Origin of the sequence: Salinivibrio sp. ML290 (assembly GCF_001995695.1) — a bacterium.
In the GTDB taxonomy this organism is placed as follows: Bacteria; Pseudomonadota; Gammaproteobacteria; order Enterobacterales; family Vibrionaceae; genus Salinivibrio; species Salinivibrio siamensis.
This window is the reverse complement of record NZ_MUEY01000007.1, coordinates 23861-50355: the sequence shown is the minus strand read 5'-3', so window position 1 is coordinate 50355 and position 26495 is coordinate 23861. Positions and strand designations below refer to the sequence as shown.

20 protein-coding genes are annotated in these 26495 nt (G+C 50.3%); 5 read left to right on the top strand and 15 right to left on the bottom strand.

Translation table 11 applies throughout. The annotated features are described in order from the left end of the window. Positions 1–2: 2 nt before the first annotated feature. The gene (locus tag BZG23_RS07790; protein ID WP_077606582.1) at positions 3–974 is read left to right on the top strand and encodes an L-threonylcarbamoyladenylate synthase; all 972 of its coding nucleotides are present in this window, start codon (positions 3–5) and stop codon (positions 972–974) included. On the opposite strand, the gene BZG23_RS07785 is transcribed toward BZG23_RS07790, so the two are convergent. The 7 genes from BZG23_RS07785 to BZG23_RS07755 all read right to left on the bottom strand — a co-directional run bounded on the left by BZG23_RS07785 (position 967) and on the right by BZG23_RS07755 (position 7466). Further along, the gene (locus BZG23_RS07785) at positions 967–1386 is read right to left on the bottom strand and encodes a PaaI family thioesterase (RefSeq protein WP_077579107.1); all 420 of its coding nucleotides are present in this window, start codon (positions 1384–1386) and stop codon (positions 967–969) included. The genes BZG23_RS07790 and BZG23_RS07785 overlap by 8 nt on opposite strands. After that, entirely contained in the window at positions 1379–1888 is a 510-nt protein-coding gene (locus BZG23_RS07780) for a NifB/NifX family molybdenum-iron cluster-binding protein (RefSeq protein WP_077606581.1), read from the bottom strand. The genes BZG23_RS07785 and BZG23_RS07780 overlap by 8 nt, the downstream gene beginning before the upstream one ends. A gap of 333 nt (positions 1889–2221) precedes the next feature. After that, entirely contained in the window at positions 2222–2509 is a 288-nt protein-coding gene (locus tag BZG23_RS07775; RefSeq protein WP_074214694.1) for a DUF134 domain-containing protein, read from the bottom strand. Between the two features lie 127 nt (positions 2510–2636). Next, positions 2637–4085 (bottom strand): decarboxylating NADP(+)-dependent phosphogluconate dehydrogenase, encoded by a 1449-nt coding sequence (gene gnd / locus BZG23_RS07770; RefSeq protein WP_077606580.1) that lies wholly within the window; start codon positions 4083–4085, stop codon positions 2637–2639. Positions 4086–4096: 11 nt separating this feature from the next. Then, positions 4097–4822, bottom strand: a complete 726-nt coding sequence (pgl, locus tag BZG23_RS07765) for a 6-phosphogluconolactonase (RefSeq protein ID WP_077606579.1) — start codon at positions 4820–4822, stop codon at positions 4097–4099. Continuing rightward, positions 4819–6321 (bottom strand): glucose-6-phosphate dehydrogenase, encoded by a 1503-nt coding sequence (gene zwf, locus BZG23_RS07760; protein ID WP_046075800.1) that lies wholly within the window; start codon positions 6319–6321, stop codon positions 4819–4821. The genes pgl and zwf overlap by 4 nt, the downstream gene beginning before the upstream one ends. A gap of 221 nt (positions 6322–6542) precedes the next feature. Further along, on the bottom strand, positions 6543–7466 hold the full coding sequence (locus tag BZG23_RS07755; RefSeq protein WP_077606578.1) for a LysR family transcriptional regulator: 924 nt from the start codon (positions 7464–7466) through the stop codon (positions 6543–6545). Between the two features lie 223 nt (positions 7467–7689). Here BZG23_RS07755 and BZG23_RS07750 point away from each other — a divergent pair, with 223 nt between their 5' ends. Both BZG23_RS07750 and BZG23_RS07745 read left to right on the top strand, forming a co-directional pair. After that, the gene (locus BZG23_RS07750; protein WP_077606577.1) at positions 7690–9321 is read left to right on the top strand and encodes a glycoside hydrolase family 13 protein; all 1632 of its coding nucleotides are present in this window, start codon (positions 7690–7692) and stop codon (positions 9319–9321) included. Positions 9322–9541: 220 nt separating this feature from the next. Next, positions 9542–10966 carry a sensor domain-containing diguanylate cyclase gene (locus BZG23_RS07745; protein WP_158011365.1) on the top strand — a complete coding sequence of 475 codons (1425 nt, stop codon included), beginning with the start codon at positions 9542–9544 and terminating at the stop codon, positions 10964–10966. A 38-nt stretch (positions 10967–11004) separates the two neighbouring features. Here the strand turns inward: BZG23_RS07745 and BZG23_RS07740 are convergent, their stop codons facing one another. The 3 genes from BZG23_RS07740 to BZG23_RS07730 all read right to left on the bottom strand — a co-directional run bounded on the left by BZG23_RS07740 (position 11005) and on the right by BZG23_RS07730 (position 12487). Further along, complete coding sequence (locus tag BZG23_RS07740) at positions 11005–11526, bottom strand: GNAT family N-acetyltransferase (RefSeq protein ID WP_077606575.1); 522 nt, start codon at positions 11524–11526, stop codon at positions 11005–11007. Between the two features lie 61 nt (positions 11527–11587). After that, on the bottom strand, positions 11588–12007 hold the full coding sequence (locus BZG23_RS07735) for a hypothetical protein (RefSeq protein ID WP_077606574.1): 420 nt from the start codon (positions 12005–12007) through the stop codon (positions 11588–11590). Between the two features lie 120 nt (positions 12008–12127). Continuing rightward, the gene (locus BZG23_RS07730; RefSeq protein ID WP_077606573.1) at positions 12128–12487 is read right to left on the bottom strand and encodes a hypothetical protein; all 360 of its coding nucleotides are present in this window, start codon (positions 12485–12487) and stop codon (positions 12128–12130) included. Between the two features lie 711 nt (positions 12488–13198). On the opposite strand from BZG23_RS07730, the gene BZG23_RS07725 reads away from it, so the two are divergent. Beyond that, the gene (locus BZG23_RS07725; protein WP_077606572.1) at positions 13199–14278 is read left to right on the top strand and encodes a 3-deoxy-7-phosphoheptulonate synthase; all 1080 of its coding nucleotides are present in this window, start codon (positions 13199–13201) and stop codon (positions 14276–14278) included. A gap of 98 nt (positions 14279–14376) precedes the next feature. Here BZG23_RS07725 and BZG23_RS07720 read toward each other — a convergent pair whose 3' ends face one another. From BZG23_RS07720 to BZG23_RS07710, 3 genes are all read right to left on the bottom strand, one after another. Continuing rightward, positions 14377–15171: an ABC transporter ATP-binding protein gene (locus BZG23_RS07720; protein ID WP_077579094.1), complete on the bottom strand. Its 795-nt coding sequence runs from the start codon at positions 15169–15171 to the stop codon at positions 14377–14379. Then, positions 15171–16121, bottom strand: a complete 951-nt coding sequence (locus BZG23_RS07715; protein ID WP_274532370.1) for a FecCD family ABC transporter permease — start codon at positions 16119–16121, stop codon at positions 15171–15173. The genes BZG23_RS07720 and BZG23_RS07715 overlap by 1 nt, the downstream gene beginning before the upstream one ends. A 161-nt stretch (positions 16122–16282) precedes the next feature. Further along, positions 16283–17311: a FecCD family ABC transporter permease gene (locus BZG23_RS07710; RefSeq protein ID WP_274532369.1), complete on the bottom strand. Its 1029-nt coding sequence runs from the start codon at positions 17309–17311 to the stop codon at positions 16283–16285. 154 nt (positions 17312–17465) lie between these two features. Here BZG23_RS07710 and BZG23_RS07705 point away from each other — a divergent pair, with 154 nt between their 5' ends. After that, positions 17466–18398, top strand: coding sequence for an ABC transporter substrate-binding protein (locus tag BZG23_RS07705; RefSeq protein ID WP_241837192.1), 933 nt, complete (start codon positions 17466–17468; stop codon positions 18396–18398). A gap of 58 nt (positions 18399–18456) precedes the next feature. On the opposite strand, the gene BZG23_RS07700 is transcribed toward BZG23_RS07705, so the two are convergent. Continuing rightward, positions 18457–19983 carry an amino acid adenylation domain-containing protein gene (locus BZG23_RS07700; protein WP_108743718.1) on the bottom strand — a complete coding sequence of 509 codons (1527 nt, stop codon included), beginning with the start codon at positions 19981–19983 and terminating at the stop codon, positions 18457–18459. Continuing rightward, positions 19970–26488 (bottom strand): non-ribosomal peptide synthetase, encoded by a 6519-nt coding sequence (locus tag BZG23_RS07695; protein WP_077606571.1) that lies wholly within the window; start codon positions 26486–26488, stop codon positions 19970–19972. The genes BZG23_RS07700 and BZG23_RS07695 overlap by 14 nt, the downstream gene beginning before the upstream one ends. Between the last annotated feature and the right edge of the window lie 7 nt (positions 26489–26495).

The window sequence follows — 26495 nt, the reverse complement described above, 5'->3', positions numbered from 1 at the left end:
GCATGTCGTTGAAAACGCAACTTCTCTCAGCGCAGTGTTCAACGGATCTAACACAAGCCGCCGAGCTGCTAAAAGCCGGCGAACAAGTCGCGGTGCCCACAGAAACCGTGTACGGCTTGGCAGCGGATGCCAGCAATCCAGACGCCGTCGCGGGTATTTTTACCGCTAAAGGGCGACCCGCCAATCATCCTTTGATTGTTCATCTCGGTGACGTCGCATCGATCACCGAGTGGGCAACGCAAATCCCGGATGAAGCATATAAGCTGGCGAATGCCTTCTGGCCAGGGCCGATGACGCTGCTGCTGCCACGTGCCGAGCATGTTTCACCGGTAGTCACGGGTGGATTAGATACCATTGGGCTTCGCGTACCCGCGCAACCTGTGTTGTTAGACCTGCTCGCCACCCATCAGCTTGCCGTTGCCGCCCCGTCTGCGAACCCGTATAAAAAGCTCAGTCCCACCACGGCGGAGCAAGTGATGCATGGTTTAGGCGGAAAGATCGCTGCGGTGATTGATGGCGGCCCTTGCCAACATGGGCTGGAGTCGACCATTGTCGATCTTACCAAGCGTCCATTCCGCGTACTTCGCGCCGGTCCAATCACCGCCAGCGAGTTGAGCGCCGTGCTGGGTGAAACGGTCGACGCTCCCGAGCAGCACGACACCGTGGTGCCCGGCAATGTGGGAAGCCATTACCAGCCCAATACGCGGTTGCAGATGGTGGCGGCAGACTTGTCTGATCTCCCTGCGCCCCATCCGGAAAAACGCGCAGCCTTGCTTCACTTTGGCGACGCCCCAGCACGGGATGATCTGGTCTGTATTGCCATGCCAGATGACGCTGCACGCTACGGGCAAGCGTTATATCACCAACTTGCCCAAGCCGACCAACTGGGCGTCGATGAGATCTGGCTCGCCCAGCCTCCTCATGGCGAAGCATGGCTTGCCGTGCATGATCGCCTACGCCGCGCCGTTAGCTAGTTTTTGACGCACGCATTCGCATGAAGCTTGCCGTTGCACTGGCACACACAGTGCCCGCAACGGTAAGCGTTGCCTCCAACTGACTCATTCCATGTTTCGCTTTTACACACCATGCTCGTACCTCCGCCTCAACCGCAATGGGCACTGGATGGTGATAGCGAATATTAAGTGACGCTGTCACACTTTGCGGGGCAAACAGGAAGGTACAATGGGTCAACGCCGCATCAATAAGCGTAGCGATTACCCCACCGTGCAGCTGATCTTGATACCCTTGCCAAGCGCTTTCTAACCATACGCTTGCGGTCACGGCGTTATTATCGTCTTGATAAAATTTAAGGTTGAATAGCCCGTTGTCACTGCAAGCTACACACTGATGATGCGACCGTGGCGGCATCACACGTAATTCAGTCATGGCAACCGCAACCCTGTCCACTGGCGTGACCGCCTTTACCTTGCCGCTTGCCACATCCGCGATGCTCAGAACCTAACCCACTTCGTTTAGAACCACACCCGCACATCCGATCAGCACGACACGCTCCTTTCCGTAGTTGGGATTGCTGCTTCATTTGCTGCAACGCCGGCCGTCCTTGACTCGCATCCGTAAGCGGTTGCCAATACGCAGGCGACAGCCACTGGGTAGGATTTAGGCGACCATTGGTTAACTGATAAACATGTAAGCCAGCATCAAGTAATCCCGCTAACGCATGCTCGCCAATATGACGAGTCACCACACGTGTTACTTGGTTAGCTTTCAGCATCGCTATCAAGGCGTTTTTGGCACCGCAACCTTCTGTTACACGTGGGTTGGCGAACTGAACGAGTGCTTGGCCATCGTCGTCAAACAGCGCAAAGTGCTCGGCCTTCATAAAGTGTCCCGCAGGGCGGTCTTGGTTCATCGCAATAGCAATTGTCATCTTCCGTTCTCTCTTTATATAAATAGCATATACTAACAATACGCCTCATTTGTGGCATATGCAAACTATTCTGTGAGAGAAAAATGAGGAAAGTTGCGTCAAGACATCGAGAGTATTCGCGTCAAGCTGCAACGTCGCGCGACAGAATGCTTTTTCGAACACGCGCGCATCCTTGCTAAGCCGCATGATGAATGACAATAACTAAATGGAAGTATTGGTTTAAAAATACCTATTTTCACGGCAATCATTGACGTGAAATTACAGTTTAGTAAACCATAAAAGCACCTTGGTGAGTCACACGCAGCACAGATCTTGTTTTTGTAGATGGCTAACCTAACACGACTCTTCTGACTCAAACACCAAGGCTTTGCCTTCTACAAGGCAGGCGGTGGTTTTGGCGCGGGCGCGTTTAACCAGGTTGGCTAACGTTTGACGAGATACGCCCATGACTTCCGCCGCTTGCAGTTGCTGCATACCCTGATGATCAACAAGACGCATGGCTTCGAACTCATCCAAACCAATGGTCACCGTCTCTAGCTCACTGAGTGGAATGGCGTTGGGTTTAAAACAGTTGGTATGGGGTTTCCCGCAGATACGGCGGGGCATTTTAGGACGCGGCATAGGATCTCCTTTTTCGCTTATGCTAAGTGAGTTTATTGCTTATGCCAACAAAAAGGGATGCCGAGGCATCCCTTTTCTATTTATTGCTATGGACAGTGACTTAGTCTGTCACGTTACACGCCGTACGTTACACGTCGTACGTGGTCGAGGCGGTGTTACCGCCGGTGCCTGTCCAGTTGGTGTGGAAGAACTCACCGCGCGGCTGATCAAGACGCTCATAGGTGTGCGCGCCAAAGTAGTCACGCTGTGCTTGCAGCAAGTTCGCGGGCAAGCGTGCCGTGGTGTAGCCATCCAAGAAGGTCAGCGCCGATGTGGTACATGGCATTGGGATACCGGTTTCCATCGATTTTGCCGCCACTTTACGCCATGCTGCCAAGCAGTTATCCAAGATCCCTTTAAAGTACGCATCTGAGCCCAAGAAGGCCAAGTTAGGATCCTTATCAAACGCATCACGGATATTACCCAAGAAGGCTGAGCGGATAATACAGCCACCGCGCCACATCAGTGCAACATTACCGTAGTTGAGGTCCCAGCCATTCTCATTAGACGCTTCACGCATCAGCATAAAGCCTTGCGCGTAAGAGATAATTTTTGACGCCAGCAGCGCTTGACGCAGCGCATCAACCCATTCGGCTTTATCACCATCAACCGGTTGAATATGTTTTTCAAACAGCTTCTCTGCCGCGACCCGCTGATCTTTAAGTGCCGACAGGCAACGTGAGAACACGGATTCAGAAATCAAAGTGAGCGGAATGCCAAGATCCAGCGCGTTGATGCCGGTCCATTTACCGGTGCCTTTTTGACCTGCAGTATCGAGAATTTTCTCAACCAGTGGCTCACCGTCTTGGTCTTTATACCCCAAGATGTCTGAAGTGATCTCGACCAGATAGCTATCCAGCTCGGTTTTGTTCCAGTCGGTAAAGACTTGCTGCATCTCGTCATGGCTCATGCCAAGGCCGTCTTTCATGAACTGATACGCTTCGGTGATCAGCTGCATGTCGCCATACTCGATACCGTTGTGCACCATTTTCACAAAGTGGCCCGCGCCGTCACGACCGACCCAGTCACAACATGGCTCGCCGCTATCGGTTTTCGCCGCAATACCTTGGAAGATAGGCTTGACCGCAGGCCACGCCTCTTCTGAGCCGCCTGGCATAATAGACGGCCCAAAACGGGCACCCTCTTCACCGCCAGAGACACCAGCACCAATAAAGTGAATGCCTTTTTCACGCAGTGCTGCCACGCGACGGTTGGTATCTGGGTAGTTGGTGTTACCGCCATCGATAATGATGTCACCTTCGTCCAGCAATGGCGTCAGTTTGTCGATAAAGGTATCTACAACGGTGCCTGCACGAACCATCAGCATCACTTTGCGGGGTTTTTCGAGCTTCTCAACCAGCTCTTCTAACGAGTAAGCGCCAACAATGTTGGTGCCCTTCGCTGGGCCTTCCAGAAATTCATCGACTTTGGCCGCGGTACGGTTATGCGCCACCACTTTAAAGCCGTTGTCGTTCATGTTGAGGATCAGGTTTTGGCCCATGACCGCCAAACCAATTACGCCGATATCACCTTTCATCGTGCTCTCCATTAATTCTGTTCTGGTAATTTTTTTGCTGCCGCGGCATCGAGTACCCATTCCGTGGTGCCTTTGGCACTGCGGATATTGGCGGCAGGATATGGCAGTTGGGTAGGCTCGTGTGTGGCGATCTCATGCACGATCGCTTGCTTACCTTCACCCAACACCAGATAACTGATTTTCTTCGCCGCACGCAAAACACGGGCGGTTTTTGATACACGCTTTTGCCCCGATTCAGGATGCGAAGCCACCAGCGCGAGCGCGGTATTGTCATACTGAGGATCGTGCGGGAACAGTGAGGCCGTATGGCCATCGCCACCAACGCCCAGCRAAATCCAATCAAACACAGGCGTGCCGTTTTCGCTTGGGATCAAGGCTTGCATTTCGGCACTAAAGCGAGCCGCTTCCACGTCCGGATCGTCTTCACCACGGATGCGGTGAATGTTCTCTTCCGGGATGCGAATGTAGCTAAATAGCAGCTTATTGGCTTCGCCGAAGTTACTCTCGGCATCATCCGGTGCCACACAGCGCTCATCGCCCCACCAAAAATGCAGGTTTTGCCACTGAATCGCATTGGCATAATCATCACTGGCTAAACGCTTAAACAGCATTTTGGGCGTGCTGCCGCCAGAAAGCGAAATGTGCACGGCACGATCTTGCGCGCTGAGCGCTTGCATCGCGTCGGCTAAGTGATTGACCACCGCGTCGGCATCATCAAAAATTTGGGCATTTATCATAATTCGCAGTATTCCGTGTCAGTCAGGTTTTTGCAGGGAAAGCGCCAAGCATGGCCATCACGCTCCAGCAACTGATCCGCTTCTTTCGGTCCCCATGTTCCGCAGGCATAGCCAAACAAGGCTTTGTCATTTTCTTTGTACTGCAGAATAGGCTCAACAAACTGCCAGCAAGCTTCGACCGCATCACTGCGAGCAAACAAGGTCGCATCGCCTTTGAGGGCATCTAGCAACAAACGTTCATAGGCGGTCAGCATCTGGGTTTCTTCCAGCGACGTATAATGGAAATCCATATTGACCGCTTTCGCGTTAAAGCCGGCACCTGGCTCTTTAAGACCAAAGCTCATTTGGATGCCTTCGTCGGGCTGAATGCGGATCACCAAACGGTTCTCAGGGGCATTCTTACCAAATACAGGATGCGGAGTTTGTTTAAAGTGGATCACCACTTCGGTCACACGTGTTGGCAAGCGTTTACCGGTGCGCACATAAAACGGCACCCCATTCCAACGCCAGTTGTTGATAAACATCTTCAGGCCAACATAGGTCTCAGTACGCGAGTCTTCCGCCACACCTGGCTCATCACGATAACTAGGCAGTGGCTTACCACCCACGTGAGATTCGGTGTACTGACCTAGCACTAGGTTATTGTGTAAGTCGTCTTCAGAGAGCGGCTCGAGTGACTGCAACGCTTTGAATACTTCATCACGCATGGCGTCAGCATTGATTTGCGCCGGAGGCTCCATCGCCACGAGCGATAACACTTGCAACAAGTGATTTTGGAACATGTCGCGCACCGCACCAGACTGATCGTAGTAACCACCGCGGCCTTCTACCCCAAGGTTTTCAGCCCCCGTAATTTCTACATAGTCAATGAAGTTACGGTTCCAAAGCGGTTCAAACATCGCATTAGAAAAACGGAAAACCAGTAGGTTTTGCACCGTTTCTTTACCTAAGTAATGATCAATGCGATAGATCTGATGCTCGGCAAAATAAGCATGAATGTCTTTGTCTAACTGACGCGCGGAGGCAAGATCATAGCCAAACGGCTTTTCAACCACCAAGCGTTTCCAACCGTTGCTCTCATCATTGAGGCCATGCGCTGCCAGGCAGGCAGGAATAAAGTTATACAGCTTCGGTGGAGTCGCGAGGTAGAAAAGCGTATTGCGCTGAGTAAAGCCATATTGGTCAGAAAGCGCATCCAAGCGGCTTGTCAACGCACCATATTCGTTGGTGTCAGAGATATTAAATGATTGATAGTGAACATGCGCCATAAAGGCGTCGAGCGTGGCAGGATCGGTCTCTTCAAGCTCTTGCATGGAGTGACGTAGTTTATCGCGAAATGACTCGTCACTGTAGAAGGTGCGGCTTGCGCCTAGAATCGCGAAAGACGCAGGCAGCTGTTTGTTCGCATATAAGTGGTACAGGGCTGGGATCAGCTTACGGAAGGTCAGATCGCCAGATGCACCAAAAATAACAATACTGCTGTTTTCTGGAATTACCATCATCTTTCCTTTGATAATAAAGGTACTGCATGTGATTTGCGCCACAAATTAGCAGCGCTAAGGCCAAATTGGTAATTGGCGCTACCTATTGATTTCATCGATGTCACCACTGGAACACCCTGAATCGGCTAGCTAATCCCTACATTCGCAGCCAGCACGACACAGACAGTGTGCGACAAAGGCGACTTAGTCTAGCACTTTCTTAACCAATAAGCTTTACCCTAACTGGTATGACATGGCGAAGTGTCCATCTGATGGGCCGCCTCACACAGCTGCTGGATCAGCGCGTCGACTTTCTCATGCCGCTCATTGCGCAAGGTATATAAACCGACGTTACCTCTCTTACTCGGGTGAACACCCAACACTTTTACCCCCTGACTCGCCAGATACATCTGGGCTCGAGTGGTATAGGGCATCACCGACTGAGTGTCATGTAATAAGTCAATACCGGGACTGAGGGCATCAACATCAAACACCACTTGGTTGACGTGCGTCGTTGGGCTGATGGGGTTCGCCAGCAAATGCGCATGCCGGGCATGATCAGGCGTGACACGCATCAAAGGCCAATCACTCAGGCGCTGAGAGTCGATGCTGGCGGATGTGTCTGTGAGTAGCGGATGGTTATCAGCCACATAATAGCTTTCCGTATCCTGAAACAACGGCATAAAGCGCACTTGCTGGCTCGCAACCAAATCGTCAATTTCATGACCGATAAATACATCCACATCGCCACTGAGTAGCGACGCCATTAATGCCAAACGGTTACCGAATTCAATATGGACGGCACACTGACGATCCGCTTGATACTCAAGCACTGCCGGTTTGACAAACAAGGGCCACCACGCCTCCCCAGTGCCAAGCTTTATTTGTCCTGCTTCACGCGCTTGCAAAGCATGAATCTGGGCATGAAGCCTTTGCCGCTCGGCGTGCAGTGCCGTGGCATGCTGATAATAAAGTTCTCCTGCTGCAGTCATACTGACGCCGCGAGGGTGGCGAACCAACAGCGGACACGCGAGACGTTGCTCCAGCTTTTGGATCTGTGCCGTCAATGAAGGTTGGCTGATCCCTAACTGCAACGCAGCCGCTTTAATACCACCCGCCTCAACCACCGCAATAAAGTAGCCGGCGACTTTTTCTACATCCATACCGCCCCCACTCACAGTTTAATGGCTTAATTTATAGCCTAATCAAGATACGTGATTCAATGATAACGCATATTTTTCATCTATTATCATCTTACCTATAGCCGATTGGTTATATCAACAAGCGTCACGCCTATTTTTCTTAGCACTGCTCGCGCGCTAGGCTGTTGGCCACATCTCAAGCTGAGGCTTTGAGGATTTTTATTGTCGATAAGAGGTAATCGGTATGCAGAACGCTTGGTGGCATGATGCCGTTGTTTATCAAATCTACCCTCGCAGTTTTTACGACACCAATGGTGATGGCATTGGCGATCTTAACGGAATTATCGAGAAGCTCGATTACTTACATTGGCTCGGCGTCAATGTGTTATGGCTATCGCCGGTGTACCAATCGCCGATGGATGACAATGGCTATGACATTTCCGATTACTGCGCGATCGCGCCTGAATTTGGCACCATGGAAGACATGACGCGCTTAATTGATAAAGCCGGCGCGCTTGGCATCAAAATCGTGATGGATTTGGTGGTGAACCATACCTCCGACGAACACCCTTGGTTCCAAGCCGCGCTTCACGACAAAAACAGTCCTTATCGCGACTTTTACATTTGGCGCGATGCCAAACCCGATGGCAGTGCACCCGATGATCAAGGCTCAATTTTTGGTGGCAGCGCATGGCAATGGGAGCCAAACACCGAGCAGTATTACTTTCACTTGTTCTCCAAACGCCAGCCCGATCTGAACTGGGAAAATCCCGCCGTCCATGACGCCGTGTATAAAATAATGAACTGGTGGATTGACAAAGGCATTGGCGGATTCCGCCTTGATGTGATTGATTTAATTGGTAAAGAAATCGATAAAGGCATCACTGGCAACGGGCCGCGCCTTCACCCACTGCTACAGGCCATGAATCGGGCCACATTTGGCGGCAAAGACTTGCTTACCGTCGGCGAAACATGGGGCGCAACGCCCGAGATTGCCAAGCTTTACAGCGCACCGGAACGCAATGAACTCTCCATGGTGTTCCAATTTGAACACATTACCGCTACCTGGAAAGACGGCGATAAATGGCAGCCCGTGCCGCTGGATGTCGCCGCCCTCAAACAGGTACTGTTCAAATGGCAACAAGCGCTGGCCGATAGCGGTTGGAACTCACTATTTTGGAACAATCACGATTTGCCTCGCGCGGTGTCCAAGTTCGGTCACGACGGCCAATATCGGACCCGCTCGGCAAAAATGCTCGCCACCACCTTGCACTTGATGAAAGGCACGCCCTACATCTACCAAGGGGAAGAGATTGCGATGACCAATGTCGCCTTCCCGTCTATCGACGATTATCAAGACATCGAAACCCGCAATTTTTACGACTTGCGTGTTGCAGAAGGCGTGGATTCAGACACCATGATGGAGGCGGTATACCAAAACAGTCGCGATAACGCCCGCACCCCGATGCAATGGGAGAACGCACCGCAGGCAGGCTTTACCCAAGGAACACCATGGTTACCGATTAATCCTAACTTCACCACCATCAATGTGGCACGGGCGACTGAAAATAGCGGCTCAGTGCTTTATCACTACCGTGAACTGATTAAGCTGCGCAAGCAATACCCAGTGATCGTACATGGCCAGTTTGCGCCTGTGGAAGAATCACACCCTAACGTGATCGCCTACGAGCGCTTCGACGATACCCACCGTATTTTGGTGGTCAGTAACTTTAGCGAGCAAAAACAAACCATCACCCTCCCCGAACACTGGCACGATAAGCCCCTAACTTGCCTCAGCTACAACATGGATCCGGTTAAACACCTAAGCACCATCTACAAACTGGCCCCTTATGAGTCGTTTGCGGTGATGCAATAAAAGAGCGCCCAGTCTACCAATCACATCAAGACGCTACGATCGCGCCTGCCGACAGCTGCAGGCGCGCGTCTATTCAGCCTTGTCGACAACCGAAGTAGCGGCTCCTATAGTTAAATTTGTGAACAAAGGAGCAGTGTGATTAGTGTCCAACCGAAAGAGCAGTCTGATTTTTTGTGTGGTTTTTTGCTTGCTTCTCGGTGCAGTCGCAACAATGGGCTTAATGCGCTCGTTACAACAAGAAGAAGATAAAGCCCGTGGGCGCGTCGAAGGCGTGAGTTTTTTGATCGCCGAATGGATCGAAGGCTCATTTCAAATCACCGACTATTTATTAAGAGATATACTAGGGCATGTTGAGCCTGAGGATCTCGTCTATCCGCCCAAAGATTTGCAGGCACATCAGCAACTAACGGCGCTTGTGGTCTCCAAAATGAACACCGTCCCTAATGTCATTCTCGCCGGCCTTTTTGATCAAAACTGTATCATTACCCATGCGAATAGTGACGAACTAGGGTGGGATGGAAGTCACCGAGACTATTGCCGAGCACTACGCGACTTCCCTGATCGAGATACATTTGTCTCCAACGCGTTTAAAAGTACGACCGGCCCACTAAACATCACACAGACGCGTGAGCTTTTGCCCGAGCAGCCAGGCTTCAAAGGGTTTGCCGCGGTGGGCGTTGATCTCACCTTTTTCTCTAAATGGGTCGAGCATATTTCCATAGATCCCCTGGACGTGGTCGCTATCACTGACAAAAACCTTCGATTATTGGCAAGAAAGCCCGCTAAGCCGGAAACCTTGGGTAAACTCATTGATGATCCTATCGTTGAGGCTTTTATCACATCCGGGCAAACCGACAAGAGCTTTCGCGCCACCTCGCCAATAGATGGCGTGCCACGTTTATTCAGTATTCGTAAAGTCGAGGGGCTCCCCTTTTATGCCGTAGTCGGGGAAGCAGACCAGCATTGGCAAGCGGATTGGCGTCATCAGGTGAGAGTCGCTGTGGGAGCGCTGATTGTGTTGTGGTTACTCGCCTTATTTACACTTCGCACCTATTGGGATCAATTAAACTACCTTTCCGAGCTCAAAATAGCTCGTGACAAGCTTGAAACGCTGAGTATTACCGATGCCCTCACTGGCTTAGCGAACCGCCGCCGCTTTGATAACGTGCTCGACGGCGAATATCAAAGGCTCAAGCGGATAAACGCCTCTATGTCGCTGATCATGATCGATTTAGATTACTTTAAGCACTTCAATGACACCTATGGTCACTTGGCAGGCGATAGATGCCTAAAGGCAGTTGGCGAGGTGATTCAACAAAGCCTCAAGCGTCCACAAGATTTGGCCGCGAGATATGGTGGCGAGGAATTTAGTTGTATTTTACCGGAAACCCAGCATGCAGACGCCGTATCGATTGCGATGACGATTAAAGCGTCGATCGCAGCACTCGGTATTCCCCACGGCAGATCCAACGCCGCTCGTCATGTTACCGCTAGTTTGGGGGTTGCGACCATTGAGTGTACGCCAGACATCTCGCCTGACTATCTTGTCCACTTGGCGGATCAACGCCTATATTGGGCCAAGAACAATGGACGTGATCAGGTGGGATTTGAGCCACGCCCAGCACACAACACGAAAGACGACTAACTCCTCTTACTCGCCATAATCTACTTATACCTATGGCATTAATACCTATACCCAAGCCAATCCATATGCCTTGCAGGCCATGATTTATCTTTCATCGGTTTAACGTACAATTCATCAACATACTCAACCGCAACGCCATAATTTGTATGTTCATGGATGCGTAGCCAAGAGGCATGTGACTCGACGAGCTGAAAGCCATTGGCCACATAAAAATCGTGCAGATCAGAAATAAGAATAATGAAATCAACATCTTTATCTCGCGCATAGTCAGTCAGTTGCGCCAGCATACCCGAGCCTATCCCTTTTCTTTGCCAAACGCTGTCGATGCAAAAATCACTCACGCCTAACACTTTGTATACCTCACCACCGACATTCACTACCCTATAATCCAGCCCCATATAACCAATCAGTTGATTGTCGTGGTACTGCAAAGCCCGCATGTGGAGAAGCTGCTTATGGTAAGAACGGGAAACTTGATGGTCAGGAAATACCTTGTTTCTAAGCGCTTCAATAGCCTCATGCTGCGCTTTCGACACTTCGATTTCTGGGTAGATTTTCATGTTTCACCATTATTAATAATGCATAATATCTGTCGTTGACGAGCAAAGTGCACGAGAGGCATTAACCCCGTAAAGCATCATTTTTTATACCTTCGCAGTAAGCGACTATTTCTTTTTTATCCTCTTCGGAAAAATAACCTAAGGGGATTTTCTTTGTCTTTTTCTTCTCGCTCTCTTTAACGGTCAAGATCACAACATTGGACTCTACTTGCACATCCGATATATCTTTGTTAAAAATTGTATCTCTAGAGCGAAGAGCTAATAGCTTTATTTCCATACGATCTTGATAAAACCTTAAATGATCGATGCTGTTATTGGCAACTGACATTAAGATAAATGACAAGCCGCCCAAAGCTGCGACAAAGACATTTAAGGCTATACCTGCAGCAATCATCAGTCCACCTATCACTACCTGCGCGATAAAATTCTTACGCGAGAACTGAACCACTTTAATCGGACTCTCAGTAATTTCATTAGTCATTATATTTCCTATAATAAAGCAAAGTATTTAGTCGAAAAGGTTATCAGAAGTAAAAACAGTCTAATCAAAGTGTTTGATCAGGTTGTATATTTTGGTATGGCTCGTGGAAGATAACCTTTCCTATCTACAAGTGTCTTTTCGATCACTATCTAGAAGAAGTGTTTTTTCTGTAAACCAGTTTTTGGTGAAACTATCGACAGGGAACAACTCTTTATTGTCATCAGATACTTTAAAAGTGAACACACCATTTGACTTCAGAACAACGAATCTTTCATCGTTCTTAGTCGTCATTTCATAGTTTCGAGGTGACATACCTGCATATGCTTTACCATCTTTGCAGAAGACCACCTCTTCCATAAGAGAGTCTTTTTCTTGATTGATATAAACACCCTCTAACCATTCTTGCGCATATGAAGCGTTAGCAAACAGGCTCACCACCAACAAAAAACACCCTTTTTCATACAGACTTTTTTTGTTCATTCTATTTAGATCCTAAAGACGTATTATAAAAATTAAACGACATTGGGCTGAAGCGTTCATTTATAAGCATAAATCACTGAATTTATGCGCATAGAAATATACCTCCAAGTAAAAATACTGTCAACGTGAGAACCTGAGCCAACACCAATAAAAGACAGCTTAAAATATAAAGAAATGAAAGGTGCGCTAGTTAGTGAAATACCCTGAAGGCCTTGATACTAGTGAGGCTTAGAATCAAAATTATCACGCACCTGCTTTCGCTAGAGAAATAAAAAGGCTAATACCACAGCCTATTCATTGCTAGAAAAATCATCAAAACGGAACACACTCCTCACAATAAATGTCAAAATTATCATTAGCTGCAAACGAGAGTGTTGCACTTCGCGGTTGAATCCCCGACTGACTGTTATGAATTGCATTTTTCGCTTTAGAGCGAAGAGTTGCCAAGAAAGGGGCACTTCAGCGCTGTAGGATAATGTAGGAAAGCAACATCGCTGAGGCAAATATTTGCTCTTTTATCGCTGATGAGTTTGTGTATAATCAAACGCGAATAGATATCATTTCATCAGTAACACTTGTTTGAGACCGCGAACGCGGTGAGCATATCTTGATGATAATTATAACAATATAGATTATTTACCCATTAGTCTGTAATGGCGCTTTGAAGCACAAGAGTGGTGTCATCTTATGATGACAAACAAGGAACAAATAATGGCTATTGACCCTTCAGTGATCCGCGCCCATTCGTGGCAGGCACTGCCTAAACCGGCTGCACTTGCAACCGACATCCCCTGCCCAGACACACTAAGCGAACACATTGATCACTCTCGACGTACAATAAGAGAGGTTTTACATGGTCGCGATGATCGTTTGTTGGTCGTTATCGGCCCTTGCTCAATTCATGATCCAGCGGCAGCGCTAGAGTACGCCAAGCTACTGGCTCGTTATGCCGAGCGCTACCAGGATCAATTGGTTGTAGTGATGCGAACCTACTTTGAAAAGCCACGGACCTCTGTTGGTTGGAAAGGATTACTGTTTGATCCCGATTTGGATGGCAGCGATCAAATCGGTAAGGGGCTTCAACAAGCTAGAGCGTTGCTGGTTGATATCAATGCGCTGGGGCTACCAACTGCGACGGAGTTTCTCGATACCACCAGCTTTACTTACCTCGCTGATTTAGTGAGCTGGGGCGCCATTGGCGCAAGAACGACGGAATCTCAACCCCATCGTCAGCAAAGCTCTGGACTCCCTTGTCCAATCGGGTTTAAAAATGGCACTGACGGAAATATTGGTGTGGCGATGGATGCCATTATTGCCAGCAACCACTCCCATCGTTACACCGCGACAGGTCAAGATGGACAGCTTTATGCGGTGAACAGCACCGGTAACCCCGACTGTCATTTAATTTTACGAGGTGGTAAAGCCCCCAATTACAGCGAAGCAGATATCAGCAATGCCTTGCTACAACTGCAAGACAAAGGAATAAATACAGGCTTAATGATCGACTGTAGTCACGGCAACAGTCTGAAGCAATTCCAACGCCAGCCGCTTGTCGCCGAAGAGCTATGTCGTCAGATTAGCAACGGGAATCATGGCATTAACGCTATTATGGCAGAAAGTTTCCTGGTTGAAGGTCGGCAAGAGATATCGAAAGAAATGACCTTTGGGCAATCAATCACAGATGCTTGTCTCGGCTGGGAAGATACTGAGACCATGCTAGACATGCTCGCCACTGCCGTTAATGTTCGCCGTCAAAGACACTCGGATCCTTTAGTCGCCAACGCATGCTAGAGGCGTAGCCGTACGACCGCAAACGCGCGTTTGATTGACCACTGCCAGCTTCAACAGCTGGCTTTCATTGTTCGCCAATCTACTCGTGAAAACATAAATTAATCAGTGCTATACGCGGCTTGACGCCGTGGGACGATGACCGGGGCATCATCGAAAGGCGCATTGAGAATATCCACCTGGGTATTGTAGAGCTTGTTGATCATCGGCTCAGTGATCACATCCGTCACTGGCCCTGTCGCCACAATACCTTGATCACCTATGGCGATCAGTTCATCACAGTAACGCGCCGCCGCCGCAAGGTCATGGATAACTAGCACCACGGTTTTACCCATCGCCACCATTTGGTGAATGCTCTCCATCACTTCGATTTGATGGCCAATATCTAATGCGCTGGTCGGCTCATCAAGCAGAATAACCTCTGTGTTTTGCGCCAAAATCATTGCTAGCCAAGCCCGTTGACGTTGCCCCCCCGATAAACTTGTCATGGGTTGCGTGAGCAAACCATTCAATTTCATTTTACCGATGGCGTTGCTGACTTGAGTCGCGTCTTCATCACTCCATTGATTGAACCAACCTTGGTGAGGATGTCGCCCGTACTGCACGAGCTGTTCAACCGTGATCCCAGCCGGACTGATCGGCTGCTGGGGTAGAAATGCCAGCGCTTTGGCCAGCGCTTTCATCGAATAATCCGACAAGGGTTGTCCGTTCAGAGTAATCACGCCTTGCTGCGGCACGAGGTGCTTAGCCATCATCTTGAGCAAGGTAGATTTGCCACCCCCATTCGGGCCAACAATTCCCACCAACTTGCCTTTACTCAAGTTGAATGAAACATCTTTGAGGATCGTTTTTTTCTCATAAGAAAACCCGACACCTGTCATCGATAATGCTGTCATTAATCTGCCTGCCCTTTATCTCGCAGTAAAAACACAAATAGCATGATGCCACCTAGAATACGGGTCATGATCCCTGTCGCGACTTCGTGGGGATCGGCTAAGACCCTGACCAATGTATCGCTCACCAAAAGTAGCAGCGCGCCAAGTATTGCTGCTGTCCAAAGTGGGACGACACGCCCCTTAAGTAGGTAAGTCGCAATAATAGGCGCTGCCATGGCGATAAACACCACGGGACCACCAATTGCGGTTCCCAACGCGGCAGTCACAATCGCTAACAGTAGAATGGCTATCTGCACACGGCTGATGTTTACCCCCAGGCTCTGGGCAGTAGGAAGACCCAGCCGCAGCACATCCAACTGTCGGGAAAAGTAAATCACGGCCGGGGTCAATAATAGTAATAGGCACGCCACCGGCACGCTAACACTGTACCCCTGACCCACAAAGTTTCCCATGGTCCAAAAATATACACTGCTGACATGCACAATGGACTCCGTCGACATCAGAAACTCACCCACAGCCCGCATGAGCTCAGATACACCAATACCAATCACCACAAACAGGTATCCTTGCTCTCCAGGGTGTCGGCACAATGTATACAACATGAATGCAGCAAACATTGCCCCCAAGGGAGCCGCCCACCATGGCCAAGCTCCCAATGTGATATAAAGGGTAAAAAACGTGATGGCTAATGTCGCCCCCTCATTGACACCGACCATATCAGGGGTTGCAAGCCGGTTGCGCACTAAGGTTTGGATCATACACCCCGACAAACCCATCGCCGCGCCAGCAACTAACACCGCAACCACACGCGGCAGGCGAATGTTAAACACCATGATTTCTGCCATGCGACTCGACTCGCCGAATAAGGATTTAAACGCCAGCCAGGGCGTCAGCTTGGCCGAGCCAATACTTACAGCCAGCAAACTCATCGCTACAAGGATCAGCATCATTAGTATGCTTATGCACAACGCTCGGCGTTCGATAAGCATTGTGTAATGACCAAACTGCCATAGCCATTTTCCGTTTGGTATGTGGCGCGGCGTTTGATTGCTTGATGAATCGTCCGCTATTTGCCGAGCCTGAGTAACCATTTTTTCCATACTACTTGCTCCTACTTAACGGCCAGCAATGCGCGAAACCCGCCACGTCGAACCACACCAATCAACACCGGCGCGCCTATCATTGCCAACAACACGCCACTTGGCATTTCATAAGGCTGAATGATCCAACGCGCCAAGATATCGGCAATCAAGATAAAACAAATACCGAATAGCGCCGAGAAGATAACCTGGAGAGACAAGCGAACGGGCTCGACCATGCGGGCACAATAAGCGGCTAGAAAACCAACAAAGCTGATCGGCCCAGCCACAGAAATAGCGCAAGCGGTAAACAGAGTAGACGCCAGTAACACCCCCACTCGCACCCAATAGGTATTAATGCCAAGCGATTGTGCCTGCTGCTCGCCAAGCTGCATCATGGTGAGCTGACGCGCCAGTAAGAATGTCAACGCGATGGCAGCGAGCATAAAGGGAGAGATCAGCATCATCGCCGTCATGTCCGCAGCCGCCAGCGAGCCGAGGTTCCAAAACCGAAACTGATCTAAGACCACTTGGTTTGACAGTAAAAGGTAATTGGATACCCCTCCAAAGGTGGCATTCATCGCGACCCCGACCAAAATCAGCTTGAGTGGACTGGACTTCCCCACCACTTGGCTAACAAGTAAGACCAACACATTGCCCGCCAACGCGCCTAATCCAGACCAGACGAGATATCCCAATGCAGATTCGACGCCAAAATAAGTCAAGCCGGTGACCAACCCTAGCACTGCGCCGGCATTCACACCCAGCAAGCCTGGCTCTGCCAGTGGGTTACGGGTCGCGCTTTGGAGTAATGACGCCGCCAATGATAAGCTAACACCGACCAACAATGCGCACAGTGTGCGTGGCAAGCGTAGGGTGTCCATCACCATTGTCATATGTTCTGACGGATGCATTGAAGAGGATGGGATGATTGCAGACAAATAGTACGCAAAAGCGTCTGCTGCACCATACTCCCCTGCTCCAACCGACATTGATATCATCGAAAAAAGACAAACACTGAGAACACCGCCCCCTAACCAGGCGAGGTGAGATTTCGACACGCTTGCAACTCCTTGTATCACAACGATGTCGGGCATGATATCAACACCCGTTTTCTGATAACAGAATTAAATAAAAATAGTTATCAGTCGCCTTATTAGGTAAGATTCACCAGAATTTATTCATTTCATTGGACATATAATAAGGAGCATTATTTTGCTGAGAAGCCTTTTTACGGCCCTCGCTCTGTTCTGCATGGTGAACCAAGCCAGTGCCGCCGAAACCCGTACAGTCGAGAATGCGTATGGAGAGCGCGTTGCGATCCCTGCACAGCCTAAACGCATCATTACGCTAAGCGAAATCGACTTAGATACCACCCTCGCGTTAGGCCTCACCCCAGTTGGTACGGTCAATGGCCGCGGCCAGTCGTCTTTACCTCGATATTTAAAACCTGTCATTGACGATGAAATCCAGGTCGTGGGTGGGCTATCTCGGCCAAACTTAGAAAGCATTCTAGAGCTCGCGCCAGATTTAATCTTAACCGCGCCCAATCGACCTGAAGTGATTGCGCTGCTAAGCGAAATTGCACCAACAGTGGTCACATTTGACTACGGTGAAAATTGGAAAAAGGTATTTAAGCGCACTGCGACTATTCTAAACCGTCAAACCGAAGCCGAAGCCTTTATGACGCGCTACCACGCCCATGTGAAAAAAACAAAACAGGCGATTGGCGACAAACTGGGGCAAACCATCAGTGTCGTGCGCTGGAATCCGAAAGGGCCGGCGTACATGTTCCGGGATTCTTTTGCCAGTCAGGTGATCGCCGATGTTGGCATGAAGCGCCCGAGCGACCAGCAGGATCCAGGCCATACCCATTCCATGTCACTGAGCTTGGAAGCGCTTGATGTATTAGATGGTGATTGGATGGTAATTGGCACACTCAGCGCGTCTGGTGACGCGGTTGACGCGATGAAACAAGCAGAAAGCACCCCAGCATTCCGCCAACTTAGCGCCATTGAAGCAGGTCGCTTTGCACCGGTTGATGGTTCGTTGTGGACTTCAGTCGGTGGTCCACTCGCTGCACTTAAAGTCATGGATGATATTGCTGAATTGGTCAATAAGTCCAACGCTGAGCCACTGAGCGAATAAACGTCGTGTTACCGTTTGAAAAACCGCCTTTCGGCGGTTTTTTCCGTCGTGAGCCGAGTTAGCTCGCCGTTAATTGTTTGCGGTCAACCTTTCCACTTGCTGTTTTCGGCAAGCTCGCCAGCCAGACAAAACGAGTGGGGATCATATAACCGGGTAAATGAGGGGACAGTGCTTTTCGCAATTGCAGACGCGTCATCTCCGGCGTGTAGGCGCTGCCGCATTCTCCTTGCTCTATATAACCAACGAGAATACGATTCTCACCTTCTCCCTCTAGTTTCACCGCTGCATCAAGCACCGTATCTAACTCGCGGAGGCGCGCTTCGATTTCTCCTAATTCAATCCGGTAGCCACGCAGTTTAATCTGACTATCCTGACGGCCAATATATTGATAACAGTCATCCGCCAGCCGCCGAACGATATCGCCGGTACGGTAATAACGCCGACCATCATTGCGCATAATAAACTGACGCGCCGTCAGGTCATCCCTTTGCCAGTAACCATCGCTGAGTGCATTACCTGAGATACATAGCTCCCCTTCATGCCCTAAATCGACAGGCTGCCCCTCGTCATCCAGCACGCAATGGGCATATCCCACTAGGCTAGACCCGATGGTGATCTGGTGCGCGGTTTTTACTTCTGACATCATTGACCACACGGTGGCTTCTGTCGGACCGTAGCAGTTCCAAAGTATCCTCGAACGCGCCATTAGCTGTTCCGCCAATCCAGCATCTAATGCTTCCCCTCCTATCAATGCTCTTAGGCCAGTCTTTCCGCTCCAACCAGTATTGATCATCATTCGCCAAAACGTCGGTGTTGCTTGAAGCGTATTTAACGATGGATGACGTGTTAACATCGCCGCGACAAGATGGGGATCTTTGTGCTCCTCACTATTCGCGAGGCATAGGCGACCACCAACCAACAAAGGCGCAAAAATCTCCAATATCGAGATATCAAACGCAATGGTCGTGATCAGTAGCCAGTGGCACTTGTCATCAAGGTTGAGTCGCGTCACAGCGGCAGACAAAAAAGTCGCCATTGCCTGGTGGCTGATCACCACTCCTTTCGGCTTACCGGTTGAACCAGAGGTAAACATAATATAGGCGGTGGTTTGCGGACTCAGTAAAGGTAAATACAATGGCGTCAGGCCACTTTCGTTTGCTACACACTCCTCAACAAGACTCAAGGTGATAACAGGACAGTCAAACGCAATTGGCGCTGCCCCATCGCTGTTTGCCTCTATCACCGCGCTTAACTTCGCCTCATCGGCGATCTCTCTTAATCGCCCAGCAGGAAACAGCGGGTCGAGCGGTACAAAGGCCACACCTGAAAACACACACGCAAATAAGGTCGCTATCAGGGTTGGCGAGCGCATTAAATGTATGCCAACGCGATCACCAGGCTGCAATCCAGCCTGGTTTAACCGCTGCTGCACCTGACTGACCGCCACCAATAGTTGATCATAGCGGATCGATTGGTCGCCAAAGTCAATGGCAATGAGGCCTGAGGTAGCCGCCTCCATGAGGGCGGCCTCTAACATCGGTGCTAAACAGGTTGCCTCTTCACTGAATTGATTATTCACCTGCATCGGTCGCCTCCATCACAGGTTGCTCACTCTTTGGCGGTTGTGCGCGACCCACACTGAGTGCTCGGCAAATTGCATCTGGTGTCGCATGCTGATACAAAAACGCTAACGTTATCGGCTGTGCGACACCCATCGCTGATACATCGTGCATGTTCAGCGCATAATTGAGCCGTTGCACCAACCCAATCGCCGCCAGTGAGCTTATCCCTAACACGCATAAAGGCTGATACCAATGCGGGCTCTCAGGGGTGACACAAAGGTGAGTACTTTGTTGCCACACCTCGCTGACCAAACGCGCCACTTCCGATGAATACTGACTGCCTTGTGCACAATCAGACTTCACACCTTCTTTGGGCTGCTGATCGCGCTTTGTCTGAGACGCTATATCGACCGATACCTCAGGCAAAGCTTCTGCGGGGTCAAGTTCCAAGGTGTATTGCGGATCGGCGGTAAACACTTCTAATAGTGACGCCCGCCATTGGTCCAACACATCACGAGCACGGGATGGCTCGACCTGCGCGCCATCAAACTCGAAACGCAGCGACAGCTGACCTCCTACTTCATTGACGACCAAACTGAGCGGTACCTCGACTTTTTCAAACGCAACGCCAAACTCAGGATACAGGTTAGCTCCGGGAACCATGTGCGCTTGGTGATCATCCACCTCTGCTCGTGGGTAATTCTCATAAACAAAGACACTGTCAAACAAACGACGACGTCCAGCGTGTAACTCGATCAGCGACTGTGTCGCATGCTGATTCAGTGCCATCGCTTCATCTTGCAGCGCACGCAATTGATCAGCCAATGTTAGGTGACTCTGCCAATCGACGATCAAGGGTAACGTGTTGATATATAATCCAACACTGTTAGCAATTCCCGTCACAGGCGCATCGCGACCCGGTACAACATTGCCAACAATCGTCGTTGTCTTGTCGCTTGGCAGCCCGCATTCACGTGCGACGAGACGGTGCCACGCAAATTGCGCCACGGTACTGTGGGTTACCCCGACCTCACGAGCAAAATGCTGCAATGCCGCCTGCTCTTGCTCATTGAGTGCTGTTCTAACCACTTCTGGTTGTCGCTGCATGGGTAAAGAGGCAAAGTCCGGACCGAATAGCGGGGTTAAATCGTCGGCTTTGGCCGTCGTCAATGCTTTATTCGCCCAGAACGCCGCCGCATCAGGACGAGCACTCGCAGCGTACTCTGCATGCGCTATATAGGCCTCATCTGCCGGCAACAATGCCGATGGCAGGCCATTATTGGGCTCACTCAGTGCCTCGTAGGCCTGATGCAACGCTGAAAACAAACGCGGACCGCTCCAACCATCAATGACAGCATGGTGGCAACTGAAGATAACTTGAATATCATCATCGGCAAGCCGGAAGCAACGCACACGCATTAAAGCATCGCCATCAAGCGCGATACCACGTTGACGGTCTTGCTGGCAATAGGACGCAATCTGAGTGGCAGGATCTTCCTCATCAGCCAGTTCGACCCATTCGAATGGCATAGCTATCTGACGCTGAACCACTTGTACCAACTGATTATCAGCGCCGTAAGGGCCACTCATCACGGTCCGTAGGGCTGGAAACGCCGAGACAACGGCCTGCCAAGCCTGCTGATACCGCACCCTATCCACCGGTTGACGATACCGAATCGGCGTCTGCAACAGGTATGCCTCATCGTCTGGGCAACGACGCTGGTGAACAAACATGCTTTGCTGTAGTGATGATGCGGGCAGCAACGCTTCAATATCAAAGCGCTCGCTCAGTCTATCTAGCTCGCCTTGAGCAAGGCTCACAAGCGGGTAATCCGAGGGGGTAAACCTACGCCCATATATTGTCGCGTGCTGCTCACAATCATGGACGATCTTGACCAGGTTGGCTTTAAATGCTGCCATGAATTGCTCGCTAAGCGTCTGATCTAAAACGCCAACCTGCCGTAGTGTTAACTGGCCATCATCGATCCCCCCATGCAAACTGAGCAGTTCTTCGCCAGGATTAAGCGGTGAGGCGGTCTGTCCAGGCACAATAGGTAAAGGACGCCATTGCTCAGCCGGTTGATCGTGCTTTTGTGTCTGACGGCCCAAGTAGTTCAAGACAATCGGTGAGAAAGTTAGCTGCTCACCTTGAGGGTGGAAGCAACGTAAGGCGTTGAACCCCACCCCATTATCAGGCACCTCACGCAGTGCTTCTTTAACGTGCTTGATGGTTTCTGCCAAGGTTGGTCTCACCGCAACTCGGCATGGATAGGTGCTAGTGAACCACCCCACGGTGCGACTGACATCCAATTGCGCGTCAATCTCTTCCCGGCCATGCCCCTCTAACATCACGGTGGCTTGCTCTCCCCAGCCCAGTTCATTAAGCGTGATACTCAAAGCCGATAACAGCAAGTCACGCACCTCGGTATTAAAGGCAGTATTTGCAGGACCAACCAAACGCGCTGTGTTGGCTTGATCGAGTTGTAACATCGCCTGGCTAGGAACGACACGACCATCTGGGTCTTGGTTAAGAACCGCTGGCAAGGTGCTGCCTTCACCGTTTCTGATGTTATCCAGCTGACGATACCAAAAATCAAACTGTGCCGAGTGACGGTTCGCATAGTCTCGAAGCGCCTCTCCCCATTGTCGATAGCTGGAGGTTTTATCCGCCAACGGCAACCCTTGTGATAAGCGCCTCAGATCATCAGCGATGATCCGCCAAGAGACGGCATCAATGACCCAATGATGGAATGCCAAAAACAGACCAGTTTGCGGCTCCTGCTCTCCTTGGGCAGGTAAGTGACGGATCCGAGCCCAAGCCATGATGGGGCCGTTAACCAGATCAAACTGCGACTGCAATGTGGTGAGCGCATCATAAAGTGACTCTTGAGTCATGGTGGACGCATCCAGCTCTTTCAGCTCGGGCACAGTGACAGAGGCTTGGTAGCGCTGGCGACGCGTCTTTCCCTCTTCAGTCACCCGTAGGCGCAGTGCGTCATGATGTGCCAATAGCATTGACATCATCTCGTTGAGACGACCCGTATCGATGTTGGGAATAGCCAAAACTACCGCTTGGTTCCAATGCGCTGGCCGAGTAAAAGGCTGAGCATCAAACCAGTGCTGAATAGGGTGCAAATCAAACTCGCCAGATAGTTGCCCCTGTTCGGCATCAACGGCCTGCTCGGTCACCGCGCGTGCGGTAAGAGTACGGCACAGTTTACGAACTGTTTTCGCTTCAAAAACATCTTTTACGGTGCAAGGAAAGCCTGCATCACGAAGACGAGTATTGAGCTGTATACTCAAAATTGAATCGCCTCCCAAACGGAAGAAATCATCTTCCACACCCAGATCCGTATTCAGCACATCTCGCCACACAGTAAGTACGTCGGCTTCCATCTCTGTTTCTGGCTGCGCATATGCTTGTGTTATCCGTTGGCGTGCTGGCAATCGACTGACGTCCAACTTACCGTTCACCGTCAGCGGCAGTTCATCCAGCATAATAAGCTCTGCTGGTACCATATATTCAGGCAAGATTCGGGTCGCCTCAGACAGAATTTGACCAACATCCACACCCGTTTGATCAACCGAATGCTCGGGGCATGACACATGTTGTGGTGTCGCGTAAGCAACCAATTGGCACTGCGCACCCTCTCCGGCAAGAATGACCCTGACCTGATTAAGTTGCGGTGCGACTTTGGCCAGTTGACTCTCAATTTCAGCCAACTCTATTCGATAACCACGCAGTTTGATCTGTTGATCTAACCGACCCAGATATTCGACGTCGCCGTTGTTAAGCCATCGCGCCTTATCACCCGTTCGGTAGCAACGTACACGCTGTCCCGCGACGGTTAGGGTTACAAAGGCACTTGCGGTTAAATCTGGTTGGTTCAGATAGCCCCGAGCCAACCCCAGACCAGCAAGACAAAGCTCTCCTGCCACCCCCACGGGGCAAAGCTGTCCTCGCTCGTCTATGATCAGCGCTTGTGTATTATCGATAGGTTGACCGATGGTCACTGGCTCACCAGGCTCAAGCTCTTTGACCAATGCCGTTACAGTGAACTCTGTCGGGCCATACATATTGAGCAGGCGGAGGTTGCCCTGCCAACTACTCACCAATGTGGCCGGACAAGCTTCACCGCCAAACGCGACGGTATGAAGTGTACGCAGTGGCCGAGGAACCATGGCGGCAAACAGTGCCGTTGCGCTGATCATATGTGTTGCACGACATGAGTCCGCCTGGTCAAGCAAGGTGTCATCTGGCGTACCAAACACCAGATGGGCCCCCGCAAACAGGGGGAGAATGGCAGTCATGTTTCCAGCATCAAACGCCAAAGACATTGGGTTGAGCATCACACTATCGTGATTCAGCGCTAATCGCGCGGTATGGTCGGTTAGCAGGTTCGTAAACGCGCCATGCTCGACTTCTACCCCTTTCGGCAGGCCTGTTGAACCCGAGGTGTAAATCACATAGGCCAAGTCCTTTTCCGTGACCGCGCGTGAGGGCGACGTCGGTACGGCCAGTGAGAGTTTCTCTGTAGTGGATGGTTCGGAGAGATCAATGACTTCACAACCAGTCAGTGCCGGATGAGATTGCGAAAAATCCGCATCTGGCGCAATCATCAACGACAGCTGCGCATCATCAACTAAGTGCTGTAGTCGCGCGGTTGGATACGCTGGGTCGAGCGGCACATAGCTCATACCCGCTTTCCAAACAGCGAGTACCGACACCGCATACTGGGTTGTTCGACTGGCGACAACACCTATTTTAGTCTCAGCATCCGACGCTTGGCGGTGGGCGGATTGTGCCAATAAGTAGTGGGCTAAACGATTTGCTGCCTCTTCCAACGCTTGATAACTTAAGTGACCGTCCACCCCAGTGACCGCGAGTCGAGTCGGGCACGTTGACGCATGGCGACTGATTTGCTCATGCGTCAACGTGGGCATCTCTATGTGGGCTGGTAAGCGAGCCAAGGCGCTTGCCATTTGGGCTTGGTGCGCCTGTTCCACAAGCGGGAAGGCCGTTACTGTTGTTTCGGGAGCAGCGAGAATACCGTCTAACAGCTGCAGAAACATATCTGCGAAGCGGGTAATCGTCTGATGTTCGAATATCCCTTTGCTGTATAGCCACTCGAGACGGACACCATCTACCAACTCGGTCACTTTTAGTGACAGGTCAGTTTTAGCCGGTAATACTGGCGACGGCTCTTCCACCGCATCGCACCCTGGGATCAAATCGTTAAAGTCGACCTTTGCCTGATAAACCAGCATAATCTGGAAAATAGGGTTGTGTGCCGTGGTTCGATCAGCCCCAATGGCCTCACTCAGTGATTCAAAGCGAAACAGCTGATGGTCAAACGCTGACAAATCCTGCTCACGGCAATATTGCAAGTAATCGATAAAGGTTGCATCTTCATCAAGCTGTGTCCTCAACACAATGGTATTGACAAAGAATCCCACGACATCTTCAATATCCGCGCGTTCTCGGTACGCCAAAGGTGTTCCAATGACGACATCCTTTTCTCCACCTAGGCGCGCCATTAATAGCGAGAAAACCGCATGTAGGCCGATAAAATACGAACAACTATTTTGTTGGCATAGCCGCTGAAATTGCTGCCACTTAGCTAAAGAAATGGTCGAAAATACCAGTGCGCCATCATTGTTGTGATTTGCAGGCCGCGGTTTATCCAGTGGCAAGGCATGAACCTCAGGAATACCTTTCAATCGCTCTACCCAAAACGGGCGAAATTCTTGGTGATAATCGCGAAAGGCTGGAGAGTTGAGCCAGTGCGCGTAATCGATGTAGTTGACAGCAGTCGGTTTCAACGGTGCTAACTGGTTATTCTGGTATGCCAAAAAAGCCTGCTTAAAATCGGCAAACATGTTTTTTACTGACCAGCCATCTGAAATGATGTGATGTTGGGTGAGCATCAACAAATGCTCTTCCTCATCCAGTCGAATCAATTCGACCCGAGTCAAAGCGCCTTTCTCTAGATCAAACGACTGGTATATGTCTTCCTCGATCCTTGTCAGTAAGGCTTCTTCACGCGACTTTTTGTCTAGGTGGGACAAATCATGATGCGTCACAGTAAGCGCGGTCTGGTTATCTATATGTTGTTCGCCTTTTCCATGGCGATTACGCACAAATCGAGTTCGCAAGCTGGCATGTTTATCCACCAAAGCAGCAAACGCGTATTCTAGTGCATTAACATCAAGTTTACCGGTGAGGCGAAAATGCACTGGCATATTATATAAGTGCGAGTTGTCCTCATATTGCTCGATAAACCACAAACCACTCTGCGAAAATGAAAGCGGTCCTGTTTTATCGTCTTGCACCGGAATAGGCTGCTCATACGCTTGACGGGCGCGTAAGCACCGAATAATCGCTTCTTTATGAGTACGGATCTGCTGGCCGATTTCTGGCGTCATCGCTTGTTTGCTGCACTGAGAAACCAGCTGACCTTTTTCATTCAGTGCTAACCGAATACCTTTGCGCTCAAGATCCGCCAAAAATGAAATCATATCTGTCATGGTTTTT

Bases quoted from the DNA above. Each gene is read 5' to 3' on its own strand.
- BZG23_RS07750 (WP_077606577.1), top strand. From the start codon at position 7,690: ATGCAGAACGCTTGGTGGCATGATGCCGTTGTTTATCAAATCTACCCT.
- BZG23_RS07780 (WP_077606581.1), bottom strand. From the start codon at position 1,888: ATGACAATTGCTATTGCGATGAACCAAGACCGCCCTGCGGGACACTTT.
- BZG23_RS07740 (WP_077606575.1), bottom strand. From the start codon at position 11,526: ATGAAAATCTACCCAGAAATCGAAGTGTCGAAAGCGCAGCATGAGGCT.
- BZG23_RS07785 (WP_077579107.1), bottom strand. From the start codon at position 1,386: ATGACTGAATTACGTGTGATGCCGCCACGGTCGCATCATCAGTGTGTA.
- BZG23_RS07775 (WP_074214694.1), bottom strand. From the start codon at position 2,509: ATGCCGCGTCCTAAAATGCCCCGCCGTATCTGCGGGAAACCCCATACC.
- BZG23_RS07745 (WP_158011365.1), top strand. From the start codon at position 9,542: ATGCGCTCGTTACAACAAGAAGAAGATAAAGCCCGTGGGCGCGTCGAA.
- zwf (WP_046075800.1), bottom strand. From the start codon at position 6,321: ATGGTAATTCCAGAAAACAGCAGTATTGTTATTTTTGGTGCATCTGGC.
- BZG23_RS07790 (WP_077606582.1), top strand. From the start codon at position 3: ATGTCGTTGAAAACGCAACTTCTCTCAGCGCAGTGTTCAACGGATCTA.
- BZG23_RS07755 (WP_077606578.1), bottom strand. From the start codon at position 7,466: ATGGATGTAGAAAAAGTCGCCGGCTACTTTATTGCGGTGGTTGAGGCG.
- BZG23_RS07720 (WP_077579094.1), bottom strand. From the start codon at position 15,171: ATGACAGCATTATCGATGACAGGTGTCGGGTTTTCTTATGAGAAAAAA.
- BZG23_RS07730 (WP_077606573.1), bottom strand. From the start codon at position 12,487: ATGAACAAAAAAAGTCTGTATGAAAAAGGGTGTTTTTTGTTGGTGGTG.
- BZG23_RS07725 (WP_077606572.1), top strand. From the start codon at position 13,199: ATGGCTATTGACCCTTCAGTGATCCGCGCCCATTCGTGGCAGGCACTG.
- gnd (WP_077606580.1), bottom strand. From the start codon at position 4,085: ATGAAAGGTGATATCGGCGTAATTGGTTTGGCGGTCATGGGCCAAAAC.
- BZG23_RS07715 (WP_274532370.1), bottom strand. From the start codon at position 16,121: ATGATGCTGATCCTTGTAGCGATGAGTTTGCTGGCTGTAAGTATTGGC.
- BZG23_RS07700 (WP_108743718.1), bottom strand. From the start codon at position 19,983: ATGCAGGTGAATAATCAATTCAGTGAAGAGGCAACCTGTTTAGCACCG.
- BZG23_RS07735 (WP_077606574.1), bottom strand. From the start codon at position 12,007: ATGACTAATGAAATTACTGAGAGTCCGATTAAAGTGGTTCAGTTCTCG.
- BZG23_RS07695 (WP_077606571.1), bottom strand. From the start codon at position 26,488: ATGACAGATATGATTTCATTTTTGGCGGATCTTGAGCGCAAAGGTATT.